This is a genomic window from Pseudomonas sp. A-1, from assembly GCF_004801855.1.
Lineage (GTDB): Bacteria > Pseudomonadota > Gammaproteobacteria > Pseudomonadales > Pseudomonadaceae > Geopseudomonas.
Map to the genome: position 1 here is coordinate 1 of NZ_SSTC01000057.1, position 20,558 is coordinate 20,558.

Here is a 20,558-nt window from a genome sequence, read left to right on the forward strand (position 1 = left end):
GGCGCGCAGGCGCCTGCGCGCGCGCCTCGGCCTGGTCCACCAGAGCCCGCCGCTGCCGCCGCGCCAGCGCGTGGTCACCGCGGTGGGCGCCGGCCGCCTCGGCCAGTGGCCGCTGTGGAAGGGCCTGCTCAACCTCGTCCATCCGCTGGATGCCGGCGGCGTGCGCGACGCCTTGGCGCGCCTGGATCTGGCCGACAAGCTGTTCGAGCGCTGCGACCAGCTGTCCGGCGGCCAGTTGCAGCGCGTCGGCATCGCCCGCGTGCTGTACCAGCAGGCCGAGCTGATCCTCGCCGACGAGCCGGTGTCGGCCATGGACCCGGTGCTGGCCAGCCATACCCTCGGCGTGCTGACCCGCGAGGCCGAAGCGCGCGGCGTCACCCTGCTGGCCAGCCTGCATGCGGTGGAGCTGGCGCTCAACCACTTCCCGCGCATCGTCGGCGTGCGCGACGGGCGCATCGCCTTCGACCTGCCGGCGCACGAGGTGACCCCGCAGGCGCTGGACGCCCTGTACGCCAACGAGCAGCTCGACCAGCCATCGCCCGCCTCGCCGGCCCCCACGCCGCAGATCGTGACCATCCCGCGATGCTGACCAGTTCCCCGCCTGCCGCCGGCGCGGCCGCCCTGCGCGACCCCGCCGCCCTGCCGCGCCTGCTGCTGACCATCCTCGCCCTGGCCCTGCTGTGGCCGGGGCTGTCGCTCAGCGAGCTGAACCTCGCCGTGCTGCTGGACTCAGGCAACGCCGCCACCATGGGCAGCTTCGTCGCCGCCTTCTGGCCACCGGCGCACGATGGCGAGTTCCTCGCCCTGCTCGGCCGCGCCACCCTGGAAACCCTGGCCATCGCCACTGCCGGCATGGCCCTGGCCTGGCTGATCGCCGTGCCCTGCGCGCTCGCCGCCACCCGCGTGCTGTCGGTATCGGCGCTGGCGCGCGGCGGCCGCCCGCGCTGGTGGAGCAGCGCGCTGCGCTGGCCGGTGCGCGCCCTGCTGATCGTGCTGCGCAGCATTCCGGAAATCGTCTGGGCGCTGCTGTTCGTGCGCGCCGTCGGCCTCGGCCCGACCGCCGGGGTGCTGGCCATCGCCATCACCTACGGCGGCATGCTCGGCAAGGTCTACGCGGAAATCTGCGAATCGGTGGACCCGCGCCCGGCGCGCGCCCTGCTCGCCGCCGGCAGCCCGCGGCTGGCGGCGTTCGCCTACGGCGTGCTGCCCAACGCGGCGGCGGAGATGCTCTCCTACACCGTGTACCGCTGGGAATGCGCGATCCGCGCCTCGGTGGTGATGGGCTTCGTCGGCGCCGGCGGCCTCGGCCAGCAGATCGACCTGTCGATGCGCATGTTCGCCGGCGGCGAGGTGGCCAGCATGCTGCTGACCTTCTTCGCCCTGGTGCTGCTGGCCGACCAGCTCAGCCGTCTGCTGCGGAGCCGGCTGACATGAAGCGCGCGCTCAACTACGGCCTGCTGCTGGCGATCCTCGCCGCCGTCGCCGCGTCCTTCGTCGGCCTCGGCCTGGACTTCAGCGGGCTGACCAGTCCACGCAGCCTGGCGCTGATGGCCGACTACGCCGCCGGCTTCTTCCCGGCAGATTTCTCCAGCGCGCACCTGACCAGCATCGGCCGCGCCAGCCTGGAAACCCTGGCCATGTCGGCCATTGGCACCCTGCTCGCCGCCCTGCTCGGCCTCGCCTTGGCGCTGCCCGCGGCCGGGCGCTTCGGTCGCCTGGCCGGCGCACTGGCGCGGCTGCTGCTCAACGCGTTGCGCTCGATTCCGGAACTGGTGTGGGCGGCGCTGATGGTGCTGGCCGCGGGCCTGGGGCCCAACGCCGGCACTCTGGCACTGGCCCTGCACACTGCCGGCGTGCTCGGCCGGCTGTTCGCCGAAGCGCTGGAGAACACCCCGGCCGAGCCGGGCGAGGCGATCCGCCTGGCCGGCGGCGGGCGCCTGATGGCCTTCGTCTACGGCACCCTGCCCGGGGTATGGCCGCAGCTGATTGCCTACATGCTGTACCGCTGGGAGAACAACATCCGCATGGCCAGCGTGCTCGGCTTCGTCGGCGCCGGCGGCCTCGGGCAGATGCTCTACGTCAGCCTCAGCCTGTTCCAGCAGGCCCAGGCCGCCACGGTGATCCTCGCCATGCTGCTGCTGGTGCTGGCCGTGGACGCGCTGAGCGGCTGGGCGCGCCAGCGCTGGGTCAGCCACTGACGGCCGTCAGCTTTCCGCGTTCGGGTCGTGGGCGCTCAGCGGTCCACCGACCGCCGCGCGGAGCTTGGTGCGCAGATCCGCGAAGGTGGCGTCGAATTCCTTGTGATGGCGCAGGACCGGGCTGTGGTTGATCGGCATCCCGTGCCTGGCCGCGACCTTGCCGATGGTGCTGGCGAAGTTGAATGCGGTGTCGTGGGACATCTCGAACTCTTCCTCGAAGGGCTTCTCGGCGATCTCGCCAACCATGCGGAAGTGCACCACCGGGCCCGCTTTGGAGCCCGGGCGCACTTCGTAATAGAGGTCCACGTTGTAGGTCGGCAAGCCTAAGGCAGCCACCGGGTTGGAGACGTGCACGTGACCGGGCTCGAACATGGCAGAACTCCTGTGTCGGAACTCCGTCAGTCTAGTTCGGCTTTGCCGGCGCGCCACGCCGCACCGGATCAGTGCAGGGCCGGCGCCGCCAGGCGCTCCTGCACCAGCACCCAGGGGGCCACCACCACCGCCCACAGCTGCGGATCGCGGGCCAGGTAGTCCTCGGCATCCAGCTCGCCCAGCTTGCGCAGATCGCCCGAGGTCAGCCAGCGGGTGACCTTGTCCTTGTCGTCGCAAGCCAGCGCCTCGGCCACCGCCACCAGGTCCTGAGAGCCCTCCACGCGCAGCACCGCGCCGCGGGCGAAGAAGGGTTGCAGTTCCTGCCAGGAAATCGCCGCGGTCTCACCGAGCAGCTTGGTATAGAGAGTGCTAGGTTCTGAATTGGGTGCAGACATGGAAGGTACCTTCGATCGGGGGGCGCCATGATAGCGCCCGGAGTCCGCCAGACAAGTCCGCGCCCGGCGGCAGCGTAAAGATTACGCCACGGCCAGGACGCGGCACGGCGTGTCGCCAGACTCTCGGACACTGGCTTTTTGCTTGCCGACACGGCAACTTAGATGCGGGATCAGAAGCTTGTTGCAGATTGGCGGCTGAGCCCCGATCTGCACCACATAAAACGATGACAACAGTGGAGCACATATGAGCAAAGTCACAGGGAAGCTTTCCCGGCTGTTCGCCGCCCTCGCCCTGGCCGGGGTCGCCAGCCACAGCCTGGCCGCCGACACCATCAAGATCGCCATCGCCGGCCCGATCACCGGTCCGGTGGCGCAATACGGCGAGATGCAGTTCGTCGGTGCGGAAATGGCCATCGAGCAGATCAACAAGGCCGGCGGGGTCAACGGCCAGATGCTCGAGGGCGTGCACTACGACGATGCCTGCGATCCCAAGCAGGCCGTGGCGGTCGCCAACAAGGTCGTCAACGACGGCATCTCCTTCGTCGTCGGCCACCTCTGCTCCAGCTCCACCCAGCCGGCGTCCGACATCTACGAGGACGAAGGCATCCTGATGATCAGCCCGGCCGCCACCAGCCCGGACATCACCGCCCGTGGCTACCAGATGATCTTCCGCACCATCGGTCTGGACAGCCTGCAGGGCCCGACCGCCGGCAAGTTCATCGCCGAGACGATCAAGCCGAGCAACGTCGCAGTGATCCACGACAAGCAGCAGTACGGCGAAGGCATCGCCACCGCGGTCAAGCAGACCCTGGAGCAGGCCGGCGTCAAGGTCGCGATGTTCGAAGGCATCAACAGCGGCGACAAGGACTTCTCCTCGCTGATCGCCAAGCTCAAGCAGGCCGGCGTCGACTTCGTCTACTACGGCGGCTACCACCCCGAGCTAGCCCTGCTGATGCGCCAGAGCGCCGAGAAGGGCCTGAAGGTGCGCTTCATGGGCCCGGAAGGCGTCGGCAACTCGGAAATCTCCGCCCTCGCCGGCCCGGCCTCCGAAGGCATGCTGGTGACCCTGCCCAAGTCCTTCGACCAGGATCCGAAGAACCAGGCGCTGGTCGAGGCGTTCAAGGCCAAGAAGCAGGATCCGTCCGGTCCCTTCGTGTTCCCCTCCTACGCCGCCGTGCAGGTGATCGCCGAAAGCATCGACAAGACCGACAGCACCGATCCGGTCAAGGTCGCCGAGGCCCTGCGCAGCAACACCTTCGAGACGCCCACCGGCGCCCTGGCCTTCGACGAGAAGGGTGACCTCAAGGACTTCAGCTTCGTGGTCTACGAGTGGCACGCCGACGGCACCAAGACTCTCGCCAAGTAACGCAACCGCCCGGCCGGTCATCTATCCGGCCGTGACACGACCAGGCAGCGCCGGCGGAGGATCCCGCCGGCGCTGGCGGATTCGATCCCTGCGCGCCCGGGCGACCGGCCCGTACGACACAGGTGCAGGCAAAGCTCCGGACGCATGGACCACCGGACCGGCCAGCGGCCGAGGCTTGCACACCCGTCAGCGCCGCCGGGATCCTCAGGAGAGGCGTCATGCCCGAGCTCTACCACTACCTGCAACAGCTGGTGAACGGCCTCACGGTCGGCAGCACCTACGCGCTGATCGCCATCGGCTACACCATGGTCTACGGCATCATCGGCATGATCAACTTCGCCCACGGCGAGGTGTACATGATCGGCTCCTACGTGGCCTTCATCGTCATCGCCGGTCTCGGCCTGATGGGGCTGGACAGCCTGCCGCTGGTGATGTTCGCCGCCTTCGCCGCCAGCATCGTCGTCACCAGCGCCTACGGCTACAGCATCGAGCGGGTCGCCTACCGCCCGCTGCGCGGCAGCAACCGGCTGATCCCGCTGATCTCGGCGATCGGCATGTCGATCTTCCTGCAGAACCAGGTGCTGCTGGCTCAGGACTCCAAGGACAAGGCCATCCCCAACCTGCTGCCGGGCAACTTCGTGTTCGGCGAGAGTGCCATGAACGGCGTGGTGCTCTCCTACATGCAGGTGCTGATCTTCGTGGTCACCCTGGCGACCATGCTCGGCCTGACCCTGTTCATCTCCCGTTCGCGCCTCGGCCGCGCCTGCCGCGCCTGCGCCGAGGACATCAAGATGACCAACCTGCTGGGCATCGACAGCAACCGTATCATCGCCCTGACCTTCGTCATCGGTGCCGCGCTGGCCGCGGTGGCGGCGGTGCTGCTGGGCATGCAGTACGGCGTGATCAACCCGCACATCGGCTTCCTCGCCGGCATCAAGGCCTTCACCGCCGCGGTGCTCGGCGGCATCGGCAGCATCCCCGGCGCCATGCTCGGCGGCCTGCTGCTCGGCGTCGCCGAAGCGTTCGGCGCCGACCTGTTCGGCGACCAGTACAAGGACGTGGTGGCCTTCGGCCTGCTGGTCCTGGTGCTGCTGTTCCGCCCGACCGGCATCCTCGGCCGCCCGGAGGTGGAAAAGGTATGAACAGGAACCTCAAGACGGCGTTCTTCAGCGCCCTGCTGGTACTCGCCGTGGCCTACCCGGTGCTCGGCCTCAAGCTGACCACCGTGGGCATCCGCGTCGAGGTGCATGGCGCCAGCCCGCTCACCCTGTGGACCATCGCCGCCTGCGCGCTGGCCATGTTCGTCTGGCAACTGACCCGCGAGCGCGTCGCCTCGGCCTGCGCCGGCCTCCCGCGCCTGCCCAGCCTGTCCGGCGGCGCCGGCAATTTCCTCACCCTGCCCTCGACCCAGCGCTGGGGCGTGCTGGCGCTGATCGTGGTCGGCCTGGTCTGGCCGTTCTTCGGCTCGCGCGGCGCGGTGGACATCGCCACCCTGATCCTGATCTACGTGATGCTCGGCCTCGGCCTGAACATCGTGGTCGGTCTCGCCGGCCTGCTCGATCTGGGCTACGTCGGCTTCTACGCGGTCGGCGCCTACAGCTACGCCCTGCTGTCGCACTACTACGGGCTGGGCTTCTGGACCTGCCTGCCGATCGCCGGGGCCATGGCCGCGCTGTTCGGCTTCCTGCTCGGCTTCCCGGTGCTGCGCCTGCGCGGCGACTACCTGGCCATCGTCACCCTGGGCTTCGGCGAGATCATCCGCATCCTGCTGCGCAACATGACCTGGCTGACCGGCGGCCCCAACGGCATCAGCGGCATCGACAAGCCGACCCTGTTCGGCCTGACCTTCGAGCGCCGCGCACCGGAGGGCATGCAGACCTTCCACGAGTTCCTCGGCATCGCCTACAACTCCAACCACAAGGTGATCTTCCTCTACCTGATCGCCCTGCTGCTGGTGCTGCTGGCCCTGTTCGTGATCAACCGCCTGCTGCGCATGCCGCTGGGGCGCGCCTGGGAAGCGCTGCGCGAGGACGAGATCGCCTGCCGCGCCCTCGGCCTCAACCCGACGCTGATCAAGCTGTCGGCCTTCACCCTCGGCGCCTGCTTCGCCGGCTTCGCCGGCAGCTTCTTCGCTGCGCGCCAGGGCCTGGTCAGCCCCGAGTCGTTCACCTTCATCGAGTCGGCGATCATCCTCGCCATCGTCGTGCTCGGCGGCATGGGCTCGCAGCTCGGCGTGATCCTCGCCGCGGTGGTGATGATCCTGCTGCCCGAGCTGGCCCGCGAGTTCAACGAATACCGCATGCTGATGTTCGGCGCCCTGATGGTGCTGATGATGATCTGGCGTCCGCAAGGCCTGCTGCCGATGCAGCGCCCGCATCTGGAGGTGCGTCGATGAGCCGTCCCCTGCTCGAGGTCCGCGACCTATCCATGCGCTTCGGCGGCCTGCTGGCGGTCAACGGCGTCCGCCTCGACGTCGAGGAGAAACAGGTGGTGTCGATGATCGGTCCCAACGGCGCCGGCAAGACCACGGTGTTCAACTGCCTGACCGGCTTCTACCAGCCCACCGGCGGCAGCATCGTCCTCAAGGGCGAGGCGATCCACGGCCTGCCCGGCCACCAGATCGCCCGCAAGGGCGTGGTCCGCACCTTCCAGAACGTCCGCCTGTTCAAGGACATGACCGCGGTGGAGAACCTGCTGGTGGCCCAGCATCGCCATCTCAACACCAACTTCCTCGGCGGCCTGCTGAAGACCCCGGCGTTCCGCCGCAGCGAGCAGGACGCCATGGAGTACGCCGCCCACTGGCTGGACCGCGTCGACCTGCTCGAGGTGGCCAACCGCCCGGCCGGCACCCTGGCCTACGGCCAGCAGCGCCGCCTGGAGATCGCCCGCTGCATGATGACCCGCCCGCGGCTGCTGATGCTCGATGAGCCGGCCGCCGGCCTCAACCCGCGCGAGACCGAGGAGCTCAAGCAGCTGATCGGCGTGCTGCGCACCGAGCACGGCGTCACCGTGCTGCTGATCGAGCACGACATGCACCTGGTGATGAGCATTTCCGACCACATCTACGTGATCAACCAGGGCACCCCCCTGGCGGACGGCACGCCGGAGCAGATCCGCAGCAATCCGGATGTGATCAAGGCCTACCTGGGGGAAGCCTGAACCATGCTGAGATTCGAGAATGTCTCCACCTTCTACGGCAAGATCCAGGCGCTGCACGGGGTCAGCCTCGAGGTGCAGAAGGGCGAGATCGTCACCCTGATCGGCGCCAACGGCGCCGGCAAGTCCACCCTGCTGATGACCCTGTGCGGCTCGCCGCGCGCGGCCAGCGGCAGCATCCGCTATCTGGGCGAGGAGCTGGTCGGCCAGGACTCCTGCGACATCATGCGCAAGAGCATCGCCATCGTCCCCGAGGGGCGACGGGTGTTCGCCCGCCTGACGGTGGAGGAGAACCTGGCCATGGGCGGCTTCTTCACCGCCAGGGGCGACTACCAGGAGCAGATGGACAAGGTGCTCGCGCTGTTCCCACGCCTCAAGGAGCGCTACGCCCAGCGCGCCGGCACCATGTCCGGCGGCGAGCAGCAGATGCTCGCCATCGGCCGCGCGCTGATGAGCAAGCCGCGCCTGCTGCTGCTCGACGAGCCGTCGCTGGGCCTGGCGCCGATCATCATCCAGCAGATCTTCGAGATCATCGAGCAGTTGCGCGAGGACGGCGTCACCGTGTTCCTGGTCGAGCAGAACGCCAACCAGGCGCTCAGGCTGGCCGACCGCGGCTACGTGCTGGAGAACGGCCGCATCGTCCTGCAGGACAGCGGCGCGGCGCTGCTGGCCAACCCGGAGGTGCGCAAGGCCTACCTGGGCGGCTGACGCCCGCCCCGCAGCACCGAGGCCCCCGCGCAACCGCGCCGGGGCCTTTTTCTTTTGCCCGTGCGGCCAGCAGGCCCGGCGACAACCTCCGGAGGCGCTGCCAGCCTGTCCTGCCTGCCCTGCCCTGCCCTGCCCATCAGCGACAAATCGCAGGCATGAAAAAGGGCGACCGAAGTCGCCCTTTTTCTCGATCAAGCAGAACTTAGTTCTGGTTGCTCATCTGAGCCTTGATCAGGTCGCCGATGGTGGTCGGACCGGCGCTCACGTCTTGCTTGCGCAGTTCCTTCATGGCTTCCTTCTCGTCATCGACGTCCTTGGACTTCACGGACAGGCTGATGACGCGGCTCTTGCGGTCGATGCTGATGATCTTGGCTTCGACTTCGTCGCCTTCCTTCAGCACGTTGCGGGCGTCTTCGACGCGGTCACGGCTGATTTCGGAAGCCTTCAGCACGCCTTCCACTTCGGTGGCCAGGGTGATGACGGCGCCCTTGGCGTCGACTTCCTTGACGGTGCCACGGACGATGGCGCCTTTCTCGTTCAGGGCGGCGTAGTTGGAGAACGGATCGTCTTCCAGCTGCTTGATGCCCAGGGAGATGCGCTCGCGCTCCGGATCGACCGACAGGATCACGGTGTCCAGCTCGTCGCCCTTCTTGAAGCGACGCACGGCTTCTTCACCCGGCTCGTTCCAGGAGATGTCGGACAGGTGAACCAGACCGTCGATGCCGCCTTCCAGACCGATGAAGATACCGAAATCGGTGATCGACTTGATGGTGCCGGAGATGCGGTCGCCCTTGTTGAAGTGGCCGGAGAACTCTTCCCACGGGTTCGGCTTGCACTGCTTGATGCCGAGGGAGATACGACGACGCTCTTCGTCGATGTCCAGGACCATGACTTCCACTTCGTCGCCGACGTTGACGACCTTCGACGGGTGGATGTTCTTGTTGGTCCAGTCCATTTCGGACACGTGCACCAGACCTTCGACGCCTTCTTCCAGCTCGGCGAAGCAGCCGTAGTCGGTCAGGTTGGTGACGCGGGCCTGCACGCGGGTGCCTTCCGGGTAGCGCGCCTTGATGGCGACCCACGGATCTTCGCCCAGCTGCTTCAGACCCAGGGAGACGCGGTTGCGCTCGCGGTCGAACTTGAGGACCTTGACTTCGATCTCGTCGCCGACGTTGACGATCTCGGACGGGTGCTTGATGCGCTTCCAGGCCATGTCGGTGATGTGCAGCAGACCATCGACGCCGCCCAGGTCGACGAACGCACCGTAGTCGGTGAGGTTCTTGACGATACCCTTGACCTGCTGGCCTTCCTGCAGGGATTCCAGCAGGGCTTCGCGCTCGGCGCTGTTCTCGGCTTCCAGCACGCTGCGACGGGAAACGACAACGTTGTTGCGCTTCTGGTCGAGCTTGATGACCTTGAACTCGAGCTCTTTGTTTTCCAGGTGGGTGGTGTCACGCACCGGACGGACGTCGACCAGCGAACCCGGCAGGAACGCGCGGATGCCGTTGATGTCGACGGTGAAGCCGCCCTTGACCTTGCCGTTGATGATGCCCTTGACCACTTCTTCGGCAGCGAACGCAGCTTCCAGAACGATCCAGGACTCGGCGCGCTTGGCCTTCTCGCGGGACAGCTTGGTTTCGCCGAAGCCGTCTTCCACGGCGTCCAGCGCCACGTGGACTTCGTCACCGACCTTGATGGTCAGCTCGCCCTGCTCGTTGTAGAACTGCTCGACCGGGATGACGCCCTCGGACTTGAGGCCAGCATGCACGGTAACCCAGTCACCGTCGATGTCGACCACGATGCCGGTGATGATGGCACCCGGCTGCATGTCGAGGGATTTCAGGCTTTCTTCAAAAAGTTCTGCGAAGCTTTCGCTCATGTTCATACCTGTTGATCAAGGGCACAGGAAATGTGCCCGATCCGCACCCCAGCCGGCACGGGTTCGTTTGTCATAAAGAGGCGAAGGAATTGGACTGGGTTCCGTCCGCCTCGCTGGATCATCCGGCCAGATCGCGCGCGGCGACTTCGGCGAGGATGCGCTCCAGTACCTGCTCGATCGAGAGTTCAGTGGAATCCAGCAGGATGGCGTCAGACGCCGGCTTCAGTGGAGCCACAGCACGCTGCGTGTCGCGTTCGTCACGCGCACGGATCTCTTCCAGCAGACTGGACAGATTAGCACCAGGCACCTTGTCCTTCAACTGCAGGTAGCGCCGGCGGGCGCGTTCCTCGGCGCTGGCGGTGAGGAAGATCTTCAGCGGCGCATCGGGGAACACCACGGTGCCCATGTCGCGACCGTCGGCGATCAGCCCCGGCGCCACGCGGAAATCGCGCTGGCGCTGCAGCAGCGCGCTGCGCACGCCGGGCAGCGCGGCGACCTGCGAGGCGCCCGCGCCGGCCTGCTCGGTGCGCAGCTCGTCGCCGACCTCCTCGCCTTCCAGCAGGATGCGCTGGCCGTGCAGGCCTTCCGCGGCGGCGACGAACTGCACGTCGAGGTTGGCGGCCAGGGTCTCCAGCGCCGCCTCGTTGTCCAGGGCGATGCCGTGGCGGCCGGCGGCCAGCGCCAGCAGGCGGTACAGCGCGCCGGAGTCGAGCAGGTGCCAGCCGAGCTGGCGGGCCAGCCGGCTGCACACCGTGCCCTTGCCCGAGCCGCTCGGCCCGTCGATGGCGACGACCGGGGCCAGGCCGATCATTGCTCGCCTTCCCGGGCCACGCGCACCCCGACCTCGGCGCACAGGGCGAGGAAGTTGGGGAAGGAGGTGGCCACGTTGGCGCAGTCGTGGATGCGGATCGGCGCGCTGGCGCGCAGCGAGGCGATGCTGAACGACATGGCGATGCGGTGGTCGCCGTGCGCCCACACCTCGCCGCCGCCGATCGGGCCGCCGTCGATGACGATGCCGTCCGGAGTCGGCTCGGCCTTGACGCCGCAGGCCTGGAGGCCGTCGGCCATCACCTGGATGCGGTCGGATTCCTTGACGCGCAGCTCCTCGGCGCCGCGCAGCACGGTGCGCCCTTCGGCGCAGGCGGCGGCGACGAACAGCACCGGGAACTCGTCGATGGCCAGCGGCACCAGGTCCTCGGGGATCTCGATGCCCCTGAGCTTGGCCGAGCGCACGCGGATGTCGGCCACCGGCTCGCCGCCGACTTCGCGCTGGTTCTCCAGGGTGATGTCGCCGCCCATCAGCTTGAGGATGTCGATCACCCCGGTGCGGGTCGGGTTGATGCCGACGTGCTCGAGGACCAGCTCGGAGCCCTCGGCGATGCTCGCCGCGACCAGGAAGAAGGCCGCCGAGGAGATGTCGGCCGGCACCTCGATGTGGGTGGCGCTGAGCTTGTGGCCGCTCGCCACCCTGGCGGTGGCGCCCTCGACGCTCACCGGGTAGCCGAAGCCGCGCAGCATGCGCTCGGTGTGGTCGCGGGTCGGCGCCGGCTCGGTCACCGAGGTCTCGCCGGCCGCGTACAGGCCGGCCAGCAGCAGGCAGGACTTGACCTGGGCGCTGGCCATCGGCATCTCGTAGTGCATGCCGGTCAGCTTCTGGCCACCCTTGATGCGCAGCGGCGGACGGCCTTCCGGGCCGGTCTCGATCAGCGCGCCCATCTCGCGCAGCGGCTTGGCCACGCGGTTCATCGGCCGCTTGGACAGCGACGGGTCGCCGGTCAGCTCGGTGTCGAACGGCTGGGCGGCGAGCAGGCCGGAGAGCAGGCGCATGGAGGTGCCGGAGTTGCCCATGTACAGCGGGCCTGCCGGCGCCTTGAGACCGTGCAGGCCGACGCCGTGCACGGTGACGCGGCCGTGGTGCGGGCCCTCGATGACCACGCCCATGTCGCGGAACGCCTGGATGGTGGCCAGGGCGTCCTCGCCCTCGAGGAAGCCTTCCACCTCGGTGGTGCCCTCGGCCAGCGAGCCGAGCATGATCGAGCGGTGGGAGATGGACTTGTCGCCCGGGACGCGAATCCGTCCGCTCAGGCTGCCGCCCGGTTGGGCCAGGAAGATCAGGTCGTTGGAATGCATGGCGTCCACATAGGCCCGTTGGGCCAGGATTTTGCTGAAATGCTCGCGGGCGACGCGGGCGCGGGTGAACACGCCCAGCAGGTGATGCCCGTCCCCATGATCGATCGCCTCGCGCAGCACGTCGAGATCGCTGCGGAAGCGGTCGAGGATACGCAACACCGCCTCGCGGTTGGCGAGGAAGATGTCGTGCCACATCAAAGGATCGCTGCCGGCGATGCGGGTGAAATCGCGGAAGCCGCCGGCGGCGTAGCGGAAGATTTCCAGGTTCTCGCTCTGGTGGGCCAGCGAGTCGACCAGGCCGAAGGCCAGCAGGTGCGGCAGGTGGCTGGTGGCGGCAAGCACCTCGTCGTGGTGCTCGACGCTCATGTGCTCGACGTCGGCGTCCAGCGCGCGCCACAGGCCATCGACCAGCGCCAGCGCCTGTGGATCGGTCTCGGCCAGCGGGGTGAGGATCACCTTGTGGCGGCGGTACAGCTTGCCGTTGGCCGCCTCCACGCCGCTCTTCTCCGAGCCGGCGATCGGGTGACCCGGCACGAAGCGCGCCACGCGGGAACCGAAGGCGGCGCGCGCGGCGCGCACCACGTTGCCCTTGGCGCTGCCGACGTCGGTGAGCACGGCATCGCCCAGCTCGAAGGTGGCCAGCTGGGCCAGCACCTTCTCCATGGCGATGATCGGCACCGCCAGCATGATCGCGTCGGCGCCGACGCAGGCCGCGGCCAGTTCGCTCTCGCAGCGGTCGACCACGCCGAGCTGCACCGCCAGGCGGCGCGACTCGGCGTCCAGGTCGACGCCGACCACCTCGCGGCACAGGCCCTGCTGGCGCAGGCCCTTGGCGAAGGAGCCGCCGATCAGGCCGAGGCCGACCACCACCAGGCGGCCGACCAGGGGCGCGGGGCGGCGATCAGCCACGGCCGAGCACCTGGGCGAGCGCCGCGAGGAAGCGGGCGTTCTCCGCCTGGGTGCCGATGGACACGCGCAGGAAGGTCGGCATGCCGTAGCCGGCCACCGGGCGGACGATCACCCCGCGCTCCAGCAGGCCCTGGTTGATCGGCGCGGCGTCGCGACCGAAGTCGACGGCGAGGAAGTTGCCCTTGCTGGGAATCCACGCAAGATCCAGCGCGGCCAGGCCGGCCTCCAGCTGGGCCATGCCGGCGGCGTTGACCCGGCGGCCTTCGGCCAGGTACTCGGCGTCGTCCAGCGCGGCGCAGGCGGCGACCAGGGCCAGGCTGTTGACGTTGAACGGCTGGCGCACGCGGTTGAGCACGTCGGCCACCTGCGGGCTGGATGCGGCATAGCCGACGCGCAGGCCGGCCAGGCCGTAGGCCTTGCACAGGGTGCGGGTAACGATCAGGTTCGGGTAGCGCGCCAGGTACTCGAGGCCGTTGGGCAGTTCGGAGCCCTCGGCGAACTCGATGTAGGCCTCGTCGAGCACCACCAGCACGTTGGCCGGCACGCGCGACAGGAACGATTCCAGCGCGTCCGGGCCGAACCAGGTGCCGGTCGGGTTGTTCGGGTTGGCGACGAACACCACGCGGGTGTTGGCGTCGATGGCCGCCAGCATGGCCTCCAGGTCGTGGCCATGGTCCTTGGCCGGCACGGCGCGGCCCTCGGCGCCGGTGGCCTGGGTGGAGATCGGGTAGACGGCGAAGGCGTACTGGCTGAACACCGCGTTCAGCCCCGGCGCCAGCCAGGCGCGGGCGATCAGGTCGAGCACGTCGTTGGAGCCGTTGCCCAAGGTGATCTGCTCGGGAACCAGGCCGAAGCGCTCGCTCAGCTTGGCCTTCAGCGCGTAGCCACTGCCGTCGGGATAGCGGGTGATGTCGCCCAGCTCGGCGCGGATCGCCTCCAGCGCCTTCGGCGAGGGGCCCAGCGGGTTCTCGTTGCTGGCCAGCTTGACGATGCCGGCCGGGTCGAGGTTCAGCTCGCGGGCCAGTTCGTCGACCGGCTTGCCCGGGACGTAGGGGGACAGTTTCTGCACACCCGGCACGGCCAGGGCGAGGAAGTCACAGCTCATCGGTTTGCCTCCGGCAAGGATCGCCGGCCGCGGGGCACAGGGCGACCCGGGCCGGCGCAGACGCGTTTTACAGTACCGCCTTGGGATAGGAGCCGAGCACCTTCACGGCCACGGTGTCCTGGCTGATCTTTTCGAGCACGCCCCTGACCAGCGGGTCGTGCTGGTGGCCGACGAAGTCGATGAAGAACACGTAGGTCCACTTGCCGCTGCGCGAGGGGCGGGTCTCGATGCGGGTCAGGTCGATGCCGTTCTGCTGGAACGGCGCCAGCAGGTCGTGCAGCGCCCCCGGCTTGTTGTTGGTGGAGACGATGATCGAGGTCTTGTCGTCGCCGGTCGGCGGCACTTCCTGGTTGCCGATGATCAAAAAGCGCGTGGAGTTGTCCGGGCGGTCCTCGATCTTCTCGTACAGCTTGCTCAGGCCGTACAGCTGGGCGGCCATGTCGCCGGCGATCGCCGCGCTGTTCCACTCGCTCTTCACCCTTTTCGCGGCGTCGGCGTTGCTCGACACCGCGACGCGCTCGACGTTCGGGTAGTGGGCGTCCAGCCACTTGCGGCACTGGGCCAGCGACTGGGCGTGCGAGTAGATGCGCGAGATCTTGTCGGTCTTGGTGTTCTCGCCGACCAGCAGGTGGTGGTGGATGCGCAGCTCCACCTCGCCGCAGATCACCAGGTCGTGTTCGAGGAAGCTGTCGAGGGTGTGGTTGACCGCGCCCTCGGTGGAGTTCTCCACCGGCACCACGCCGAAGTTGACCGCGCCGGCGGCCACTTCGCGGAACACCTCGTCGATCGCCGCCATCGGCTGGCTGATCACCGCATTGCCGAAGTGCTTGAGCGCCGCGGCCTGGGTGAAGGTGCCTTCCGGGCCGAGGTAGGCGACCTTGAGCGGCTGCTCGAGGGCCAGGCAGGACGACATGATCTCGCGGAACAGCCGCGCCACTTCCTCGTTGTGCAGCGGGCCCTTGTTCAGCTCCATGATGTGCTTGAGCACCCAGGCCTCGCGCTCGGGGCGGTAGAACACCGGCCTCTCGCCGGCCGGCAGGGATGCCATCTTCACCCGCGCCACTTCCTCGGCGCAGCGCGCGCGCTCGCTGATCAGCTCGAGGATCTTCTCGTCGAGGCTGTCGATGCGCACGCGCAGGGCTTGCAGCTGTTCCTTCTCGCTCATCAGCCGTGCTCCTTCTCGAACTCGGCCATGTAGGCGACCAGCGCCTGCACCGCGTCGAGGCCGACGGAGTTGTAGATCGAGGCGCGCATGCCGCCCACCGAGCGGTGGCCCTTGAGGTTGAGCAGGCCGCGCGCCTCGGCGCCGGCGAGGAAGGCCTTGTCGAGCTTCTCGTCGGCCAGGCGGAACGGCACGTTCATCCACGAACGGGCGTTCTTGGCGATCGGGTTGGTGTAGAAGTCGCTGGCGTCGATGGCGCCGTACAGCAGCTCCTGCTTGGCGCGGTTGCGGCGCTCCATCTCCTCGACGCCGCCCTGCTCCTTGACCCACTCGAAGATCAGGCCGGACAGGTACCAGGAGAAGGTCGCCGGGGTGTTGTACATCGAGCCGTTGTCGGCGGCGACCTTGTAGTCGAGCATGGTCGGGCAGATCGAGCGGGCGCGACCGAGCAGGTCCTCGCGGATGATCACCACCACCAGGCCGCTGGGGCCGATGTTCTTCTGCGCGCCGGCGTAGATCATGCCGAACTGCGACACGTCGATCGGCCGGGACAGGATGTCCGAGGACATGTCCACCACCAGCGGCACGTCGCCCAGATCCGGCACCCAGTCGAACTGCAGGCCGCCGATGGTCTCGTTGCTGCAGTAGTGCAGGTAGGCGGCGTTCTGGCTCAGCTGCCAGTCGTTCTGCCCGGGGATGGCGAAGTAGTCGTAGGCCTTGGCGCTGGCGGCGACGTTGATGGCGCCGAAGCGGCGCGCTTCCTCGATGGCCTTCTTCGACCAGATGCCGGTCTCGACGTAGTCGGCGACGCCGTCCTCGGGCAGCAGGTTGAGCGGGATCTGGGCGAACTGCTGGCTGGCGCCGCCCTGCAGGAACAGCACCTTGTAGTTCGACGGAATGGCCAGCAGGTCGCGCAGGTCCTGCTCGGCCTTCTCGGCGATGGCGACGTACTCGTCGCTGCGGTGGCTCATCTCCATCACCGACAGGCCCTTGCCGTGCCAGTCGAGGAGTTCGGCCTGGGCGCGCTCGAGCACCGCAGTGGGAAGCGCGGCCGGGCCGGCGCAGAAGTTATAGGCTCGCTTGCTCACGTCTTTCTCTCTCATTCACCGATGACCGCCGCCCGGGGCGACGGTGCGCTGTCAATCTTGTAAGGCCGTTCCGCCGGCGAAGCGGGCTCGCGCCCGCCCCGCCACTGCTCACTCCTCGCTGCCGGCGAGCTCGCCAACCTCGTCGCCGACCAGCTCCTCGCCGTTGTCCGACGGCTCCTGCACCCGCTCCAGGCCGACCAGGGTCTCGCCCTCGACCAGCTTGATCAGGGTCACGCCCTGGGTGTTGCGGCCGAGCAGGGATACCTCGTCGACGCGGGTGCGCACCAGGGTTCCCTGGTCGGAGATCAGCATGATCTCCTCGCCTTCCTGCACCTGGATGGCGCCGATCAGCGGGCCGTTGCGCTCGTTGGTGACCATGGCGATCACCCCCTGGCCGCCGCGGCCGCGGCGCGGGAACTTGGACAACGGGGTGCGCTTGCCGTAGCCGCGCTCGGAGGCGGTGAGGATCTGCGCGCCGGACTCGGGGATCAGCATGGAGATCAGCTGCTGGCCGCTGCCCAGCTTCATGCCGCGCACGCCGCGGGCGTTGCGGCCCATGGTGCGCACCACGCTCTCGGCGAAGCGGATCACCTTGCCGGCGCTGGAGAACAGCATGACCTCGCGGGCGCCGTCGGTGATCGCCGCGGCGATCAGGGTGTCGCCCTCGACCAGGTCCAGGGCGATCAGGCCGGCCTTGCGCGGGCGGCTGAACTGCACCAGCGGCACCTTCTTCACGGTGCCGAAGGCGGTGGCCATGAAGATGTAGGCGCCGGTCGGCTCGGCGACCAGCTCGGCGGTCTCGCCCTCGGCCTCCTCGGCGGCCTCGGCGGCCTCGACCACTTCGCCCTCGATCAGCGCAGTCTCGTTGTCCAGGTCGTCCTCGCCACCCGACTGCTGCAGGGCCTCCAGGTCGACCTGGAGCATGGCGGTGATGCGCTCGCCCTCGTCCAGCGGCAGCAGGTTGACCAGCGGGCGGCCGCGCGCGGTGCGCGACGCCTCGGGAATCTCGAAGGTGCGCAGCCAGTAGACCTTGCCCTTGCTGGAGAACAGCAGCAGGGTGGCGTGGCTGTTGGCGACCAAGAGGTGCTCGACGTAGTCCTCGTCCTTCACCCCGGTGGCCGACTTGCCCTTGCCGCCGCGGCGCTGCGCCTGGTAGGCGTCCAGCGGCTGGCTCTTGGCGTAGCCGCCGTGGGAGATGGTCACCACGCGCTCTTCCTCGGGGATCAGGTCGGCGATGGTCAGGTCTTCCTGGCTGGCGCGGATCTCGGTGCGGCGGGCGTCGCCGAACTCGGCCTTGACCTTCTCCAGCTCCTCGCGGATCACTTCCATCAGCCGCTCGGGGCTGGTGAGGATGCGGATCAGCTCGCCGATCTGCAGGAGGATCTCCTGGTACTCGGCGAGCAGCTTCTCGTGCTCGAGCCCGGTCAGGCGGTGCAGACGCAGCTCGAGGATGGCCTGGGCCTGCTCGGGCGACAGGTAGTACCTGCCGTCGCGCAGGCCGTACTGCGGATCGAGGTCGTCGGGGCGGCAGGCATCGGCGCCGGCGCGCTCGACCATCGCCTCCACCGCGCTGGACTCCCAGGCGGTGGCGATCAGGCGCTCCTTGGCCTCGGCCGGGGTCGGCGAGGTCTTGATCAGCTCGATCACCGGGTCGATGTTGGACAGCGCCACCGCCTGGCCTTCGAGGATGTGGCCGCGCTCGCGGGCCTTGCGCAGCTCGAACACGGTGCGGCGGGTCACCACTTCGCGGCGGTGACGGACGAACACCTCGAGCATGTCCTTGAGGTTCAGCGTGCGCGGCTGGCCGTCGACCAGCGCCACCACGTTGATGCCGAACACGCTCTGCATCTGGGTCTGCGCGTAGAGGTTGTTGAGCACCACCTCGCCCACCTCGCCGCGGCGCAGCTCGATGACCACGCGCATGCCGTCCTTGTCGGACTCGTCGCGCAGCTCGCTGATGCCCTCGATCTTCTTTTCCTTGACCAGCTCGGCGATCTTCTCGATCAGCCGCGCCTTGTTCAGCTGATAGGGCAGCTCGGTGATGATGATCTGCTGGCGGCCGCCGCCCTTCTCCATCTCCTCGATCTCGGCGCGGGCACGGATGTAGACGCGTCCGCGGCCGGTGCGGTAGGCCTCGATGATGCCGGCACGGCCGTTGATGATCCCCGCGGTGGGGAAGTCCGGGCCGGGGATGTACTGCATCAGTTCGTCGACGCTCAGCTCGGGGTTGTCGATCAGCGCCAGGCAGCCGTCGATCACCTCGCCGAGGTTGTGCGGCGGGATGTTGGTGGCCATGCCCACGGCGATACCGCTGGAGCCGTTGACCAGCAGGTTGGGGATCTTGGTCGGCATGACCGCCGGGATCTGCTCGGTGCCGTCGTAGTTGGGCACCCAGTCGACGGTTTCCTTGTCGAGGTCGGCGAGCAGCTCGTGGGCCAGCTTGGCCATGCGCACTTCGGTGTAACGCATGGCCGCGGCGTTGTCGCCGTCCACCGAGCCGAAGTTGCCCTGGCCGTCGACCAGCATGTAGCGCAGCGAGAACGGCTGGGCCATGCGCACGATGGTGTCGTACACCGCGGTGTCGCCGTGCGGGTGGTACTTACCGATGACGTCGCCGACCACACGGGCGGATTTCTTGTACGGCTTGTTCCAGTCATTGCCCAGCTCGCTCATGGCGAACAGCACGCGCCGGTGCACCGGCTTCAGGCCGTCGCGCGCATCCGGCAGGGCACGTCCGACGATCACGCTCATCGCGTAGTCGAGGTACGACTGTTTCAGCTCGTCTTCGATATTGACCGGGAGGATTTCTTTGGCCAGTTCGCCCATGAGAAGCCTGGTTCCTTTGTTCTAGGCAGGTGCCAGCAGGCTGGCATCGCGTGCAATCTGGAAGGCCCTCGTGCAGGCCTCTATAAACCGGCGGAGCTTACCACAACCACCGGTCCGGGCACATGCGGCCCGCCTGCCGCGCCGCTGCGCGGCAGGCGGCGCGGCGCCGGTTCAGTGCAGTCGCTTGCGGCACATCAGCTGGGCCATCTTGGCCGCGTCCGGCCGCTCGACCACGCCCTTCTCGGTGACGATGGCATCGATCAGGTCGGCGGGGGTGACGTCGAACACCGGGTTGACCGCCTCCACCGCGGCGGCCACGCGCTTGCCGCCGACCTCGAGCAGCTCGCGGCCGTCGCGCTCCTCGATCGGGATGTCGTCGCCGCTTTCCAGGCTCATGTCGATGGTCGAGCTGGGCGCCACCACCATGAAGCGCACGCCGTGGTGCATGGCGTTGACCGCCAGCTGGTAGGTGCCGATCTTGTTGGCCACGTCGCCGTTGGCGGTGATGCGGTCGGCGCCGACGATCACCCAGCTGATGCCTTCGGTCTTCATCAGGTGGGCGGCGGCGGCGTCGGCGTTGAGGCTCACCGGCACGTGCTCGTTGGCCAGCTCCCAGGCGGTCAGGCGCGCGCCCTGCAGCCACGGGCGGGTCTCGTCGGCGAACACCCGCTCGACCAGCCCGGCCAGGTGGGCGGCGCGGATCACCCCCAGCGCGGTGCCGAAGCCGCCGGTGGCCAGCGCGCCGGTGTTGCAGTGGGTCAAGAGCTTCTGCGGCCGCGCGTCGTGGCGGCGGATCAGCTCGACGCCGAGCTGGGCCATGGTCAGGTTGGCCTCGCGGTCGCTGTCGTGGATGCCGACCGCCTCGGCCTCCAGCGCGGCGAGCACGTCCTCGCAGTCGGCCAGGCGGTTGAGGCGCTCGCGCATGCGGTCCAGCGCCCAGAACAGGTTGACCGCGGTGGGGCGCGACTCGGCCAGCACGCGGAAGTCCTCCTCCAGCGCCGCCTGCCAGTCGCCGCCGGCGGCCAGCCGCGCGCGGGCGCCGAGCACCACCCCGTAGGCGGCGGCGATGCCGATCGCCGGGGCGCCGCGCACCACCATCAGACGGATCGCCTCGGCCACCCCGGCGGCACTGTCGTAGGCGTGCCAGGTTTCCTCGAACGGCAGCACGCGCTGGTCGAGCAGATGCAGGACGCCGTCCCGCCAGTCGATTGCCGTGACCTTTTCCGCTGCCAGCAGTTGCTCGCGCATGGGGATTCCTCAACCA

The 20,558-nt window shown here is 68.4% G+C and carries 18 protein-coding genes; 8 read left to right on the plus strand and 10 right to left on the minus strand.

Going from position 1 to position 20,558, the window contains the following annotated elements; all coding sequences use genetic code 11:
• The 3 genes from E5198_RS13775 to phnE all read left to right on the plus strand — a co-directional run.
• On the plus strand, positions 1–589 hold a 589-nt coding region (locus E5198_RS13775), incomplete at its 5' end, for a phosphonate ABC transporter ATP-binding protein (protein WP_136490569.1).
• Positions 583–1,434 (plus strand): ABC transporter permease, encoded by an 852-nt coding sequence (locus E5198_RS13780; RefSeq protein ID WP_136490570.1) that lies wholly within the window; start codon positions 583–585, stop codon positions 1,432–1,434. The genes E5198_RS13775 and E5198_RS13780, both read left to right, overlap by 7 nt.
• On the plus strand, positions 1,431–2,198 hold the full coding sequence (phnE, locus tag E5198_RS13785) for a phosphonate ABC transporter, permease protein PhnE (protein WP_136490571.1): 768 nt from the start codon (positions 1,431–1,433) through the stop codon (positions 2,196–2,198). The genes E5198_RS13780 and phnE overlap by 4 nt, the downstream gene beginning before the upstream one ends.
• A gap of 6 nt (positions 2,199–2,204) precedes the next feature.
• On the opposite strand, the gene E5198_RS13790 is transcribed toward phnE, so the two are convergent.
• On the minus strand, positions 2,205–2,570 hold the full coding sequence (locus tag E5198_RS13790; RefSeq protein WP_136490572.1) for a DUF5064 family protein: 366 nt from the start codon (positions 2,568–2,570) through the stop codon (positions 2,205–2,207).
• 68 nt (positions 2,571–2,638) lie between these two features.
• Entirely contained in the window at positions 2,639–2,965 is a 327-nt protein-coding gene (locus E5198_RS13795) for a DUF2288 domain-containing protein (RefSeq protein ID WP_136490573.1), read from the minus strand.
• A gap of 244 nt (positions 2,966–3,209) precedes the next feature.
• Here E5198_RS13795 and E5198_RS13800 point away from each other — a divergent pair, with 244 nt between their 5' ends.
• The 5 genes from E5198_RS13800 to E5198_RS13820 all read left to right on the plus strand — a co-directional run bounded on the left by E5198_RS13800 (position 3,210) and on the right by E5198_RS13820 (position 8,195).
• The gene (locus tag E5198_RS13800; RefSeq protein WP_136490574.1) at positions 3,210–4,331 is read left to right on the plus strand and encodes a branched-chain amino acid ABC transporter substrate-binding protein; all 1,122 of its coding nucleotides are present in this window, start codon (positions 3,210–3,212) and stop codon (positions 4,329–4,331) included.
• A gap of 218 nt (positions 4,332–4,549) precedes the next feature.
• On the plus strand, positions 4,550–5,473 hold the full coding sequence (gene livH / locus E5198_RS13805; protein WP_136490575.1) for a high-affinity branched-chain amino acid ABC transporter permease LivH: 924 nt from the start codon (positions 4,550–4,552) through the stop codon (positions 5,471–5,473).
• Complete coding sequence (locus E5198_RS13810; RefSeq protein WP_136490576.1) at positions 5,470–6,726, plus strand: high-affinity branched-chain amino acid ABC transporter permease LivM; 1,257 nt, start codon at positions 5,470–5,472, stop codon at positions 6,724–6,726. Before livH ends, E5198_RS13810 begins: the two co-directional genes overlap by 4 nt.
• Positions 6,723–7,490, plus strand: coding sequence for a high-affinity branched-chain amino acid ABC transporter ATP-binding protein LivG (livG, locus tag E5198_RS13815; RefSeq protein WP_136490577.1), 768 nt, complete (start codon positions 6,723–6,725; stop codon positions 7,488–7,490). Before E5198_RS13810 ends, livG begins: the two co-directional genes overlap by 4 nt.
• Positions 7,491–7,493: 3 nt before the next feature.
• Positions 7,494–8,195 carry an ABC transporter ATP-binding protein gene (locus E5198_RS13820; protein WP_136490578.1) on the plus strand — a complete coding sequence of 234 codons (702 nt, stop codon included), beginning with the start codon at positions 7,494–7,496 and terminating at the stop codon, positions 8,193–8,195.
• A 202-nt stretch (positions 8,196–8,397) separates the two neighbouring features.
• On the opposite strand, the gene rpsA is transcribed toward E5198_RS13820, so the two are convergent.
• The 8 genes from rpsA to mtnA all read right to left on the minus strand — a co-directional run bounded on the left by rpsA (position 8,398) and on the right by mtnA (position 20,542).
• Positions 8,398–10,074, minus strand: a complete 1,677-nt coding sequence (rpsA, locus tag E5198_RS13825; RefSeq protein ID WP_136490579.1) for a 30S ribosomal protein S1 — start codon at positions 10,072–10,074, stop codon at positions 8,398–8,400.
• A gap of 118 nt (positions 10,075–10,192) precedes the next feature.
• Positions 10,193–10,885, minus strand: a complete 693-nt coding sequence (cmk, locus tag E5198_RS13830) for a (d)CMP kinase (RefSeq protein ID WP_136490580.1) — start codon at positions 10,883–10,885, stop codon at positions 10,193–10,195.
• On the minus strand, positions 10,882–13,113 hold the full coding sequence (locus E5198_RS13835) for a bifunctional prephenate dehydrogenase/3-phosphoshikimate 1-carboxyvinyltransferase (RefSeq protein WP_136490581.1): 2,232 nt from the start codon (positions 13,111–13,113) through the stop codon (positions 10,882–10,884). The genes cmk and E5198_RS13835 overlap by 4 nt, the downstream gene beginning before the upstream one ends.
• Positions 13,106–14,218 carry a histidinol-phosphate transaminase gene (gene hisC, locus E5198_RS13840; RefSeq protein ID WP_136490582.1) on the minus strand — a complete coding sequence of 371 codons (1,113 nt, stop codon included), beginning with the start codon at positions 14,216–14,218 and terminating at the stop codon, positions 13,106–13,108. Before hisC ends, E5198_RS13835 begins: the two co-directional genes overlap by 8 nt.
• A 67-nt stretch (positions 14,219–14,285) precedes the next feature.
• Positions 14,286–15,383, minus strand: a complete 1,098-nt coding sequence (gene pheA / locus E5198_RS13845; protein WP_136490583.1) for a prephenate dehydratase — start codon at positions 15,381–15,383, stop codon at positions 14,286–14,288.
• Complete coding sequence (serC, locus tag E5198_RS13850) at positions 15,383–16,468, minus strand: 3-phosphoserine/phosphohydroxythreonine transaminase (protein WP_136490584.1); 1,086 nt, start codon at positions 16,466–16,468, stop codon at positions 15,383–15,385. The genes pheA and serC overlap by 1 nt, the downstream gene beginning before the upstream one ends.
• Positions 16,469–16,576: 108 nt before the next feature.
• On the minus strand, positions 16,577–19,294 hold the full coding sequence (gene gyrA / locus E5198_RS13855; protein WP_136490585.1) for a DNA gyrase subunit A: 2,718 nt from the start codon (positions 19,292–19,294) through the stop codon (positions 16,577–16,579).
• A 171-nt stretch (positions 19,295–19,465) separates the two neighbouring features.
• On the minus strand, positions 19,466–20,542 hold the full coding sequence (mtnA, locus tag E5198_RS13860) for an S-methyl-5-thioribose-1-phosphate isomerase (RefSeq protein ID WP_136490586.1): 1,077 nt from the start codon (positions 20,540–20,542) through the stop codon (positions 19,466–19,468).
• Between the last annotated feature and the right edge of the window lie 16 nt (positions 20,543–20,558).

What these genes read in the sequence shown, in the direction of transcription:
- hisC (WP_136490582.1), bottom strand. Translation starts at nt 14,218, where the DNA reads ATGAGCTGTGACTTCCTCGCCCTGGCCGTGCCGGGTGTGCAGAAACTG.
- E5198_RS13780 (WP_136490570.1), top strand. Translation starts at nt 583, where the DNA reads ATGCTGACCAGTTCCCCGCCTGCCGCCGGCGCGGCCGCCCTGCGCGAC.
- phnE (WP_136490571.1), top strand. Translation starts at nt 1,431, where the DNA reads ATGAAGCGCGCGCTCAACTACGGCCTGCTGCTGGCGATCCTCGCCGCC.
- E5198_RS13800 (WP_136490574.1), top strand. Translation starts at nt 3,210, where the DNA reads ATGAGCAAAGTCACAGGGAAGCTTTCCCGGCTGTTCGCCGCCCTCGCC.
- livH (WP_136490575.1), top strand. Translation starts at nt 4,550, where the DNA reads ATGCCCGAGCTCTACCACTACCTGCAACAGCTGGTGAACGGCCTCACG.
- livG (WP_136490577.1), top strand. Translation starts at nt 6,723, where the DNA reads ATGAGCCGTCCCCTGCTCGAGGTCCGCGACCTATCCATGCGCTTCGGC.
- E5198_RS13810 (WP_136490576.1), top strand. Translation starts at nt 5,470, where the DNA reads ATGAACAGGAACCTCAAGACGGCGTTCTTCAGCGCCCTGCTGGTACTC.
- pheA (WP_136490583.1), bottom strand. Translation starts at nt 15,383, where the DNA reads ATGAGCGAGAAGGAACAGCTGCAAGCCCTGCGCGTGCGCATCGACAGC.
- mtnA (WP_136490586.1), bottom strand. Translation starts at nt 20,542, where the DNA reads ATGCGCGAGCAACTGCTGGCAGCGGAAAAGGTCACGGCAATCGACTGG.
- E5198_RS13795 (WP_136490573.1), bottom strand. Translation starts at nt 2,965, where the DNA reads ATGTCTGCACCCAATTCAGAACCTAGCACTCTCTATACCAAGCTGCTC.
- cmk (WP_136490580.1), bottom strand. Translation starts at nt 10,885, where the DNA reads ATGATCGGCCTGGCCCCGGTCGTCGCCATCGACGGGCCGAGCGGCTCG.
- E5198_RS13820 (WP_136490578.1), top strand. Translation starts at nt 7,494, where the DNA reads ATGCTGAGATTCGAGAATGTCTCCACCTTCTACGGCAAGATCCAGGCG.
- E5198_RS13790 (WP_136490572.1), bottom strand. Translation starts at nt 2,570, where the DNA reads ATGTTCGAGCCCGGTCACGTGCACGTCTCCAACCCGGTGGCTGCCTTA.
- gyrA (WP_136490585.1), bottom strand. Translation starts at nt 19,294, where the DNA reads ATGGGCGAACTGGCCAAAGAAATCCTCCCGGTCAATATCGAAGACGAG.
- rpsA (WP_136490579.1), bottom strand. Translation starts at nt 10,074, where the DNA reads ATGAGCGAAAGCTTCGCAGAACTTTTTGAAGAAAGCCTGAAATCCCTC.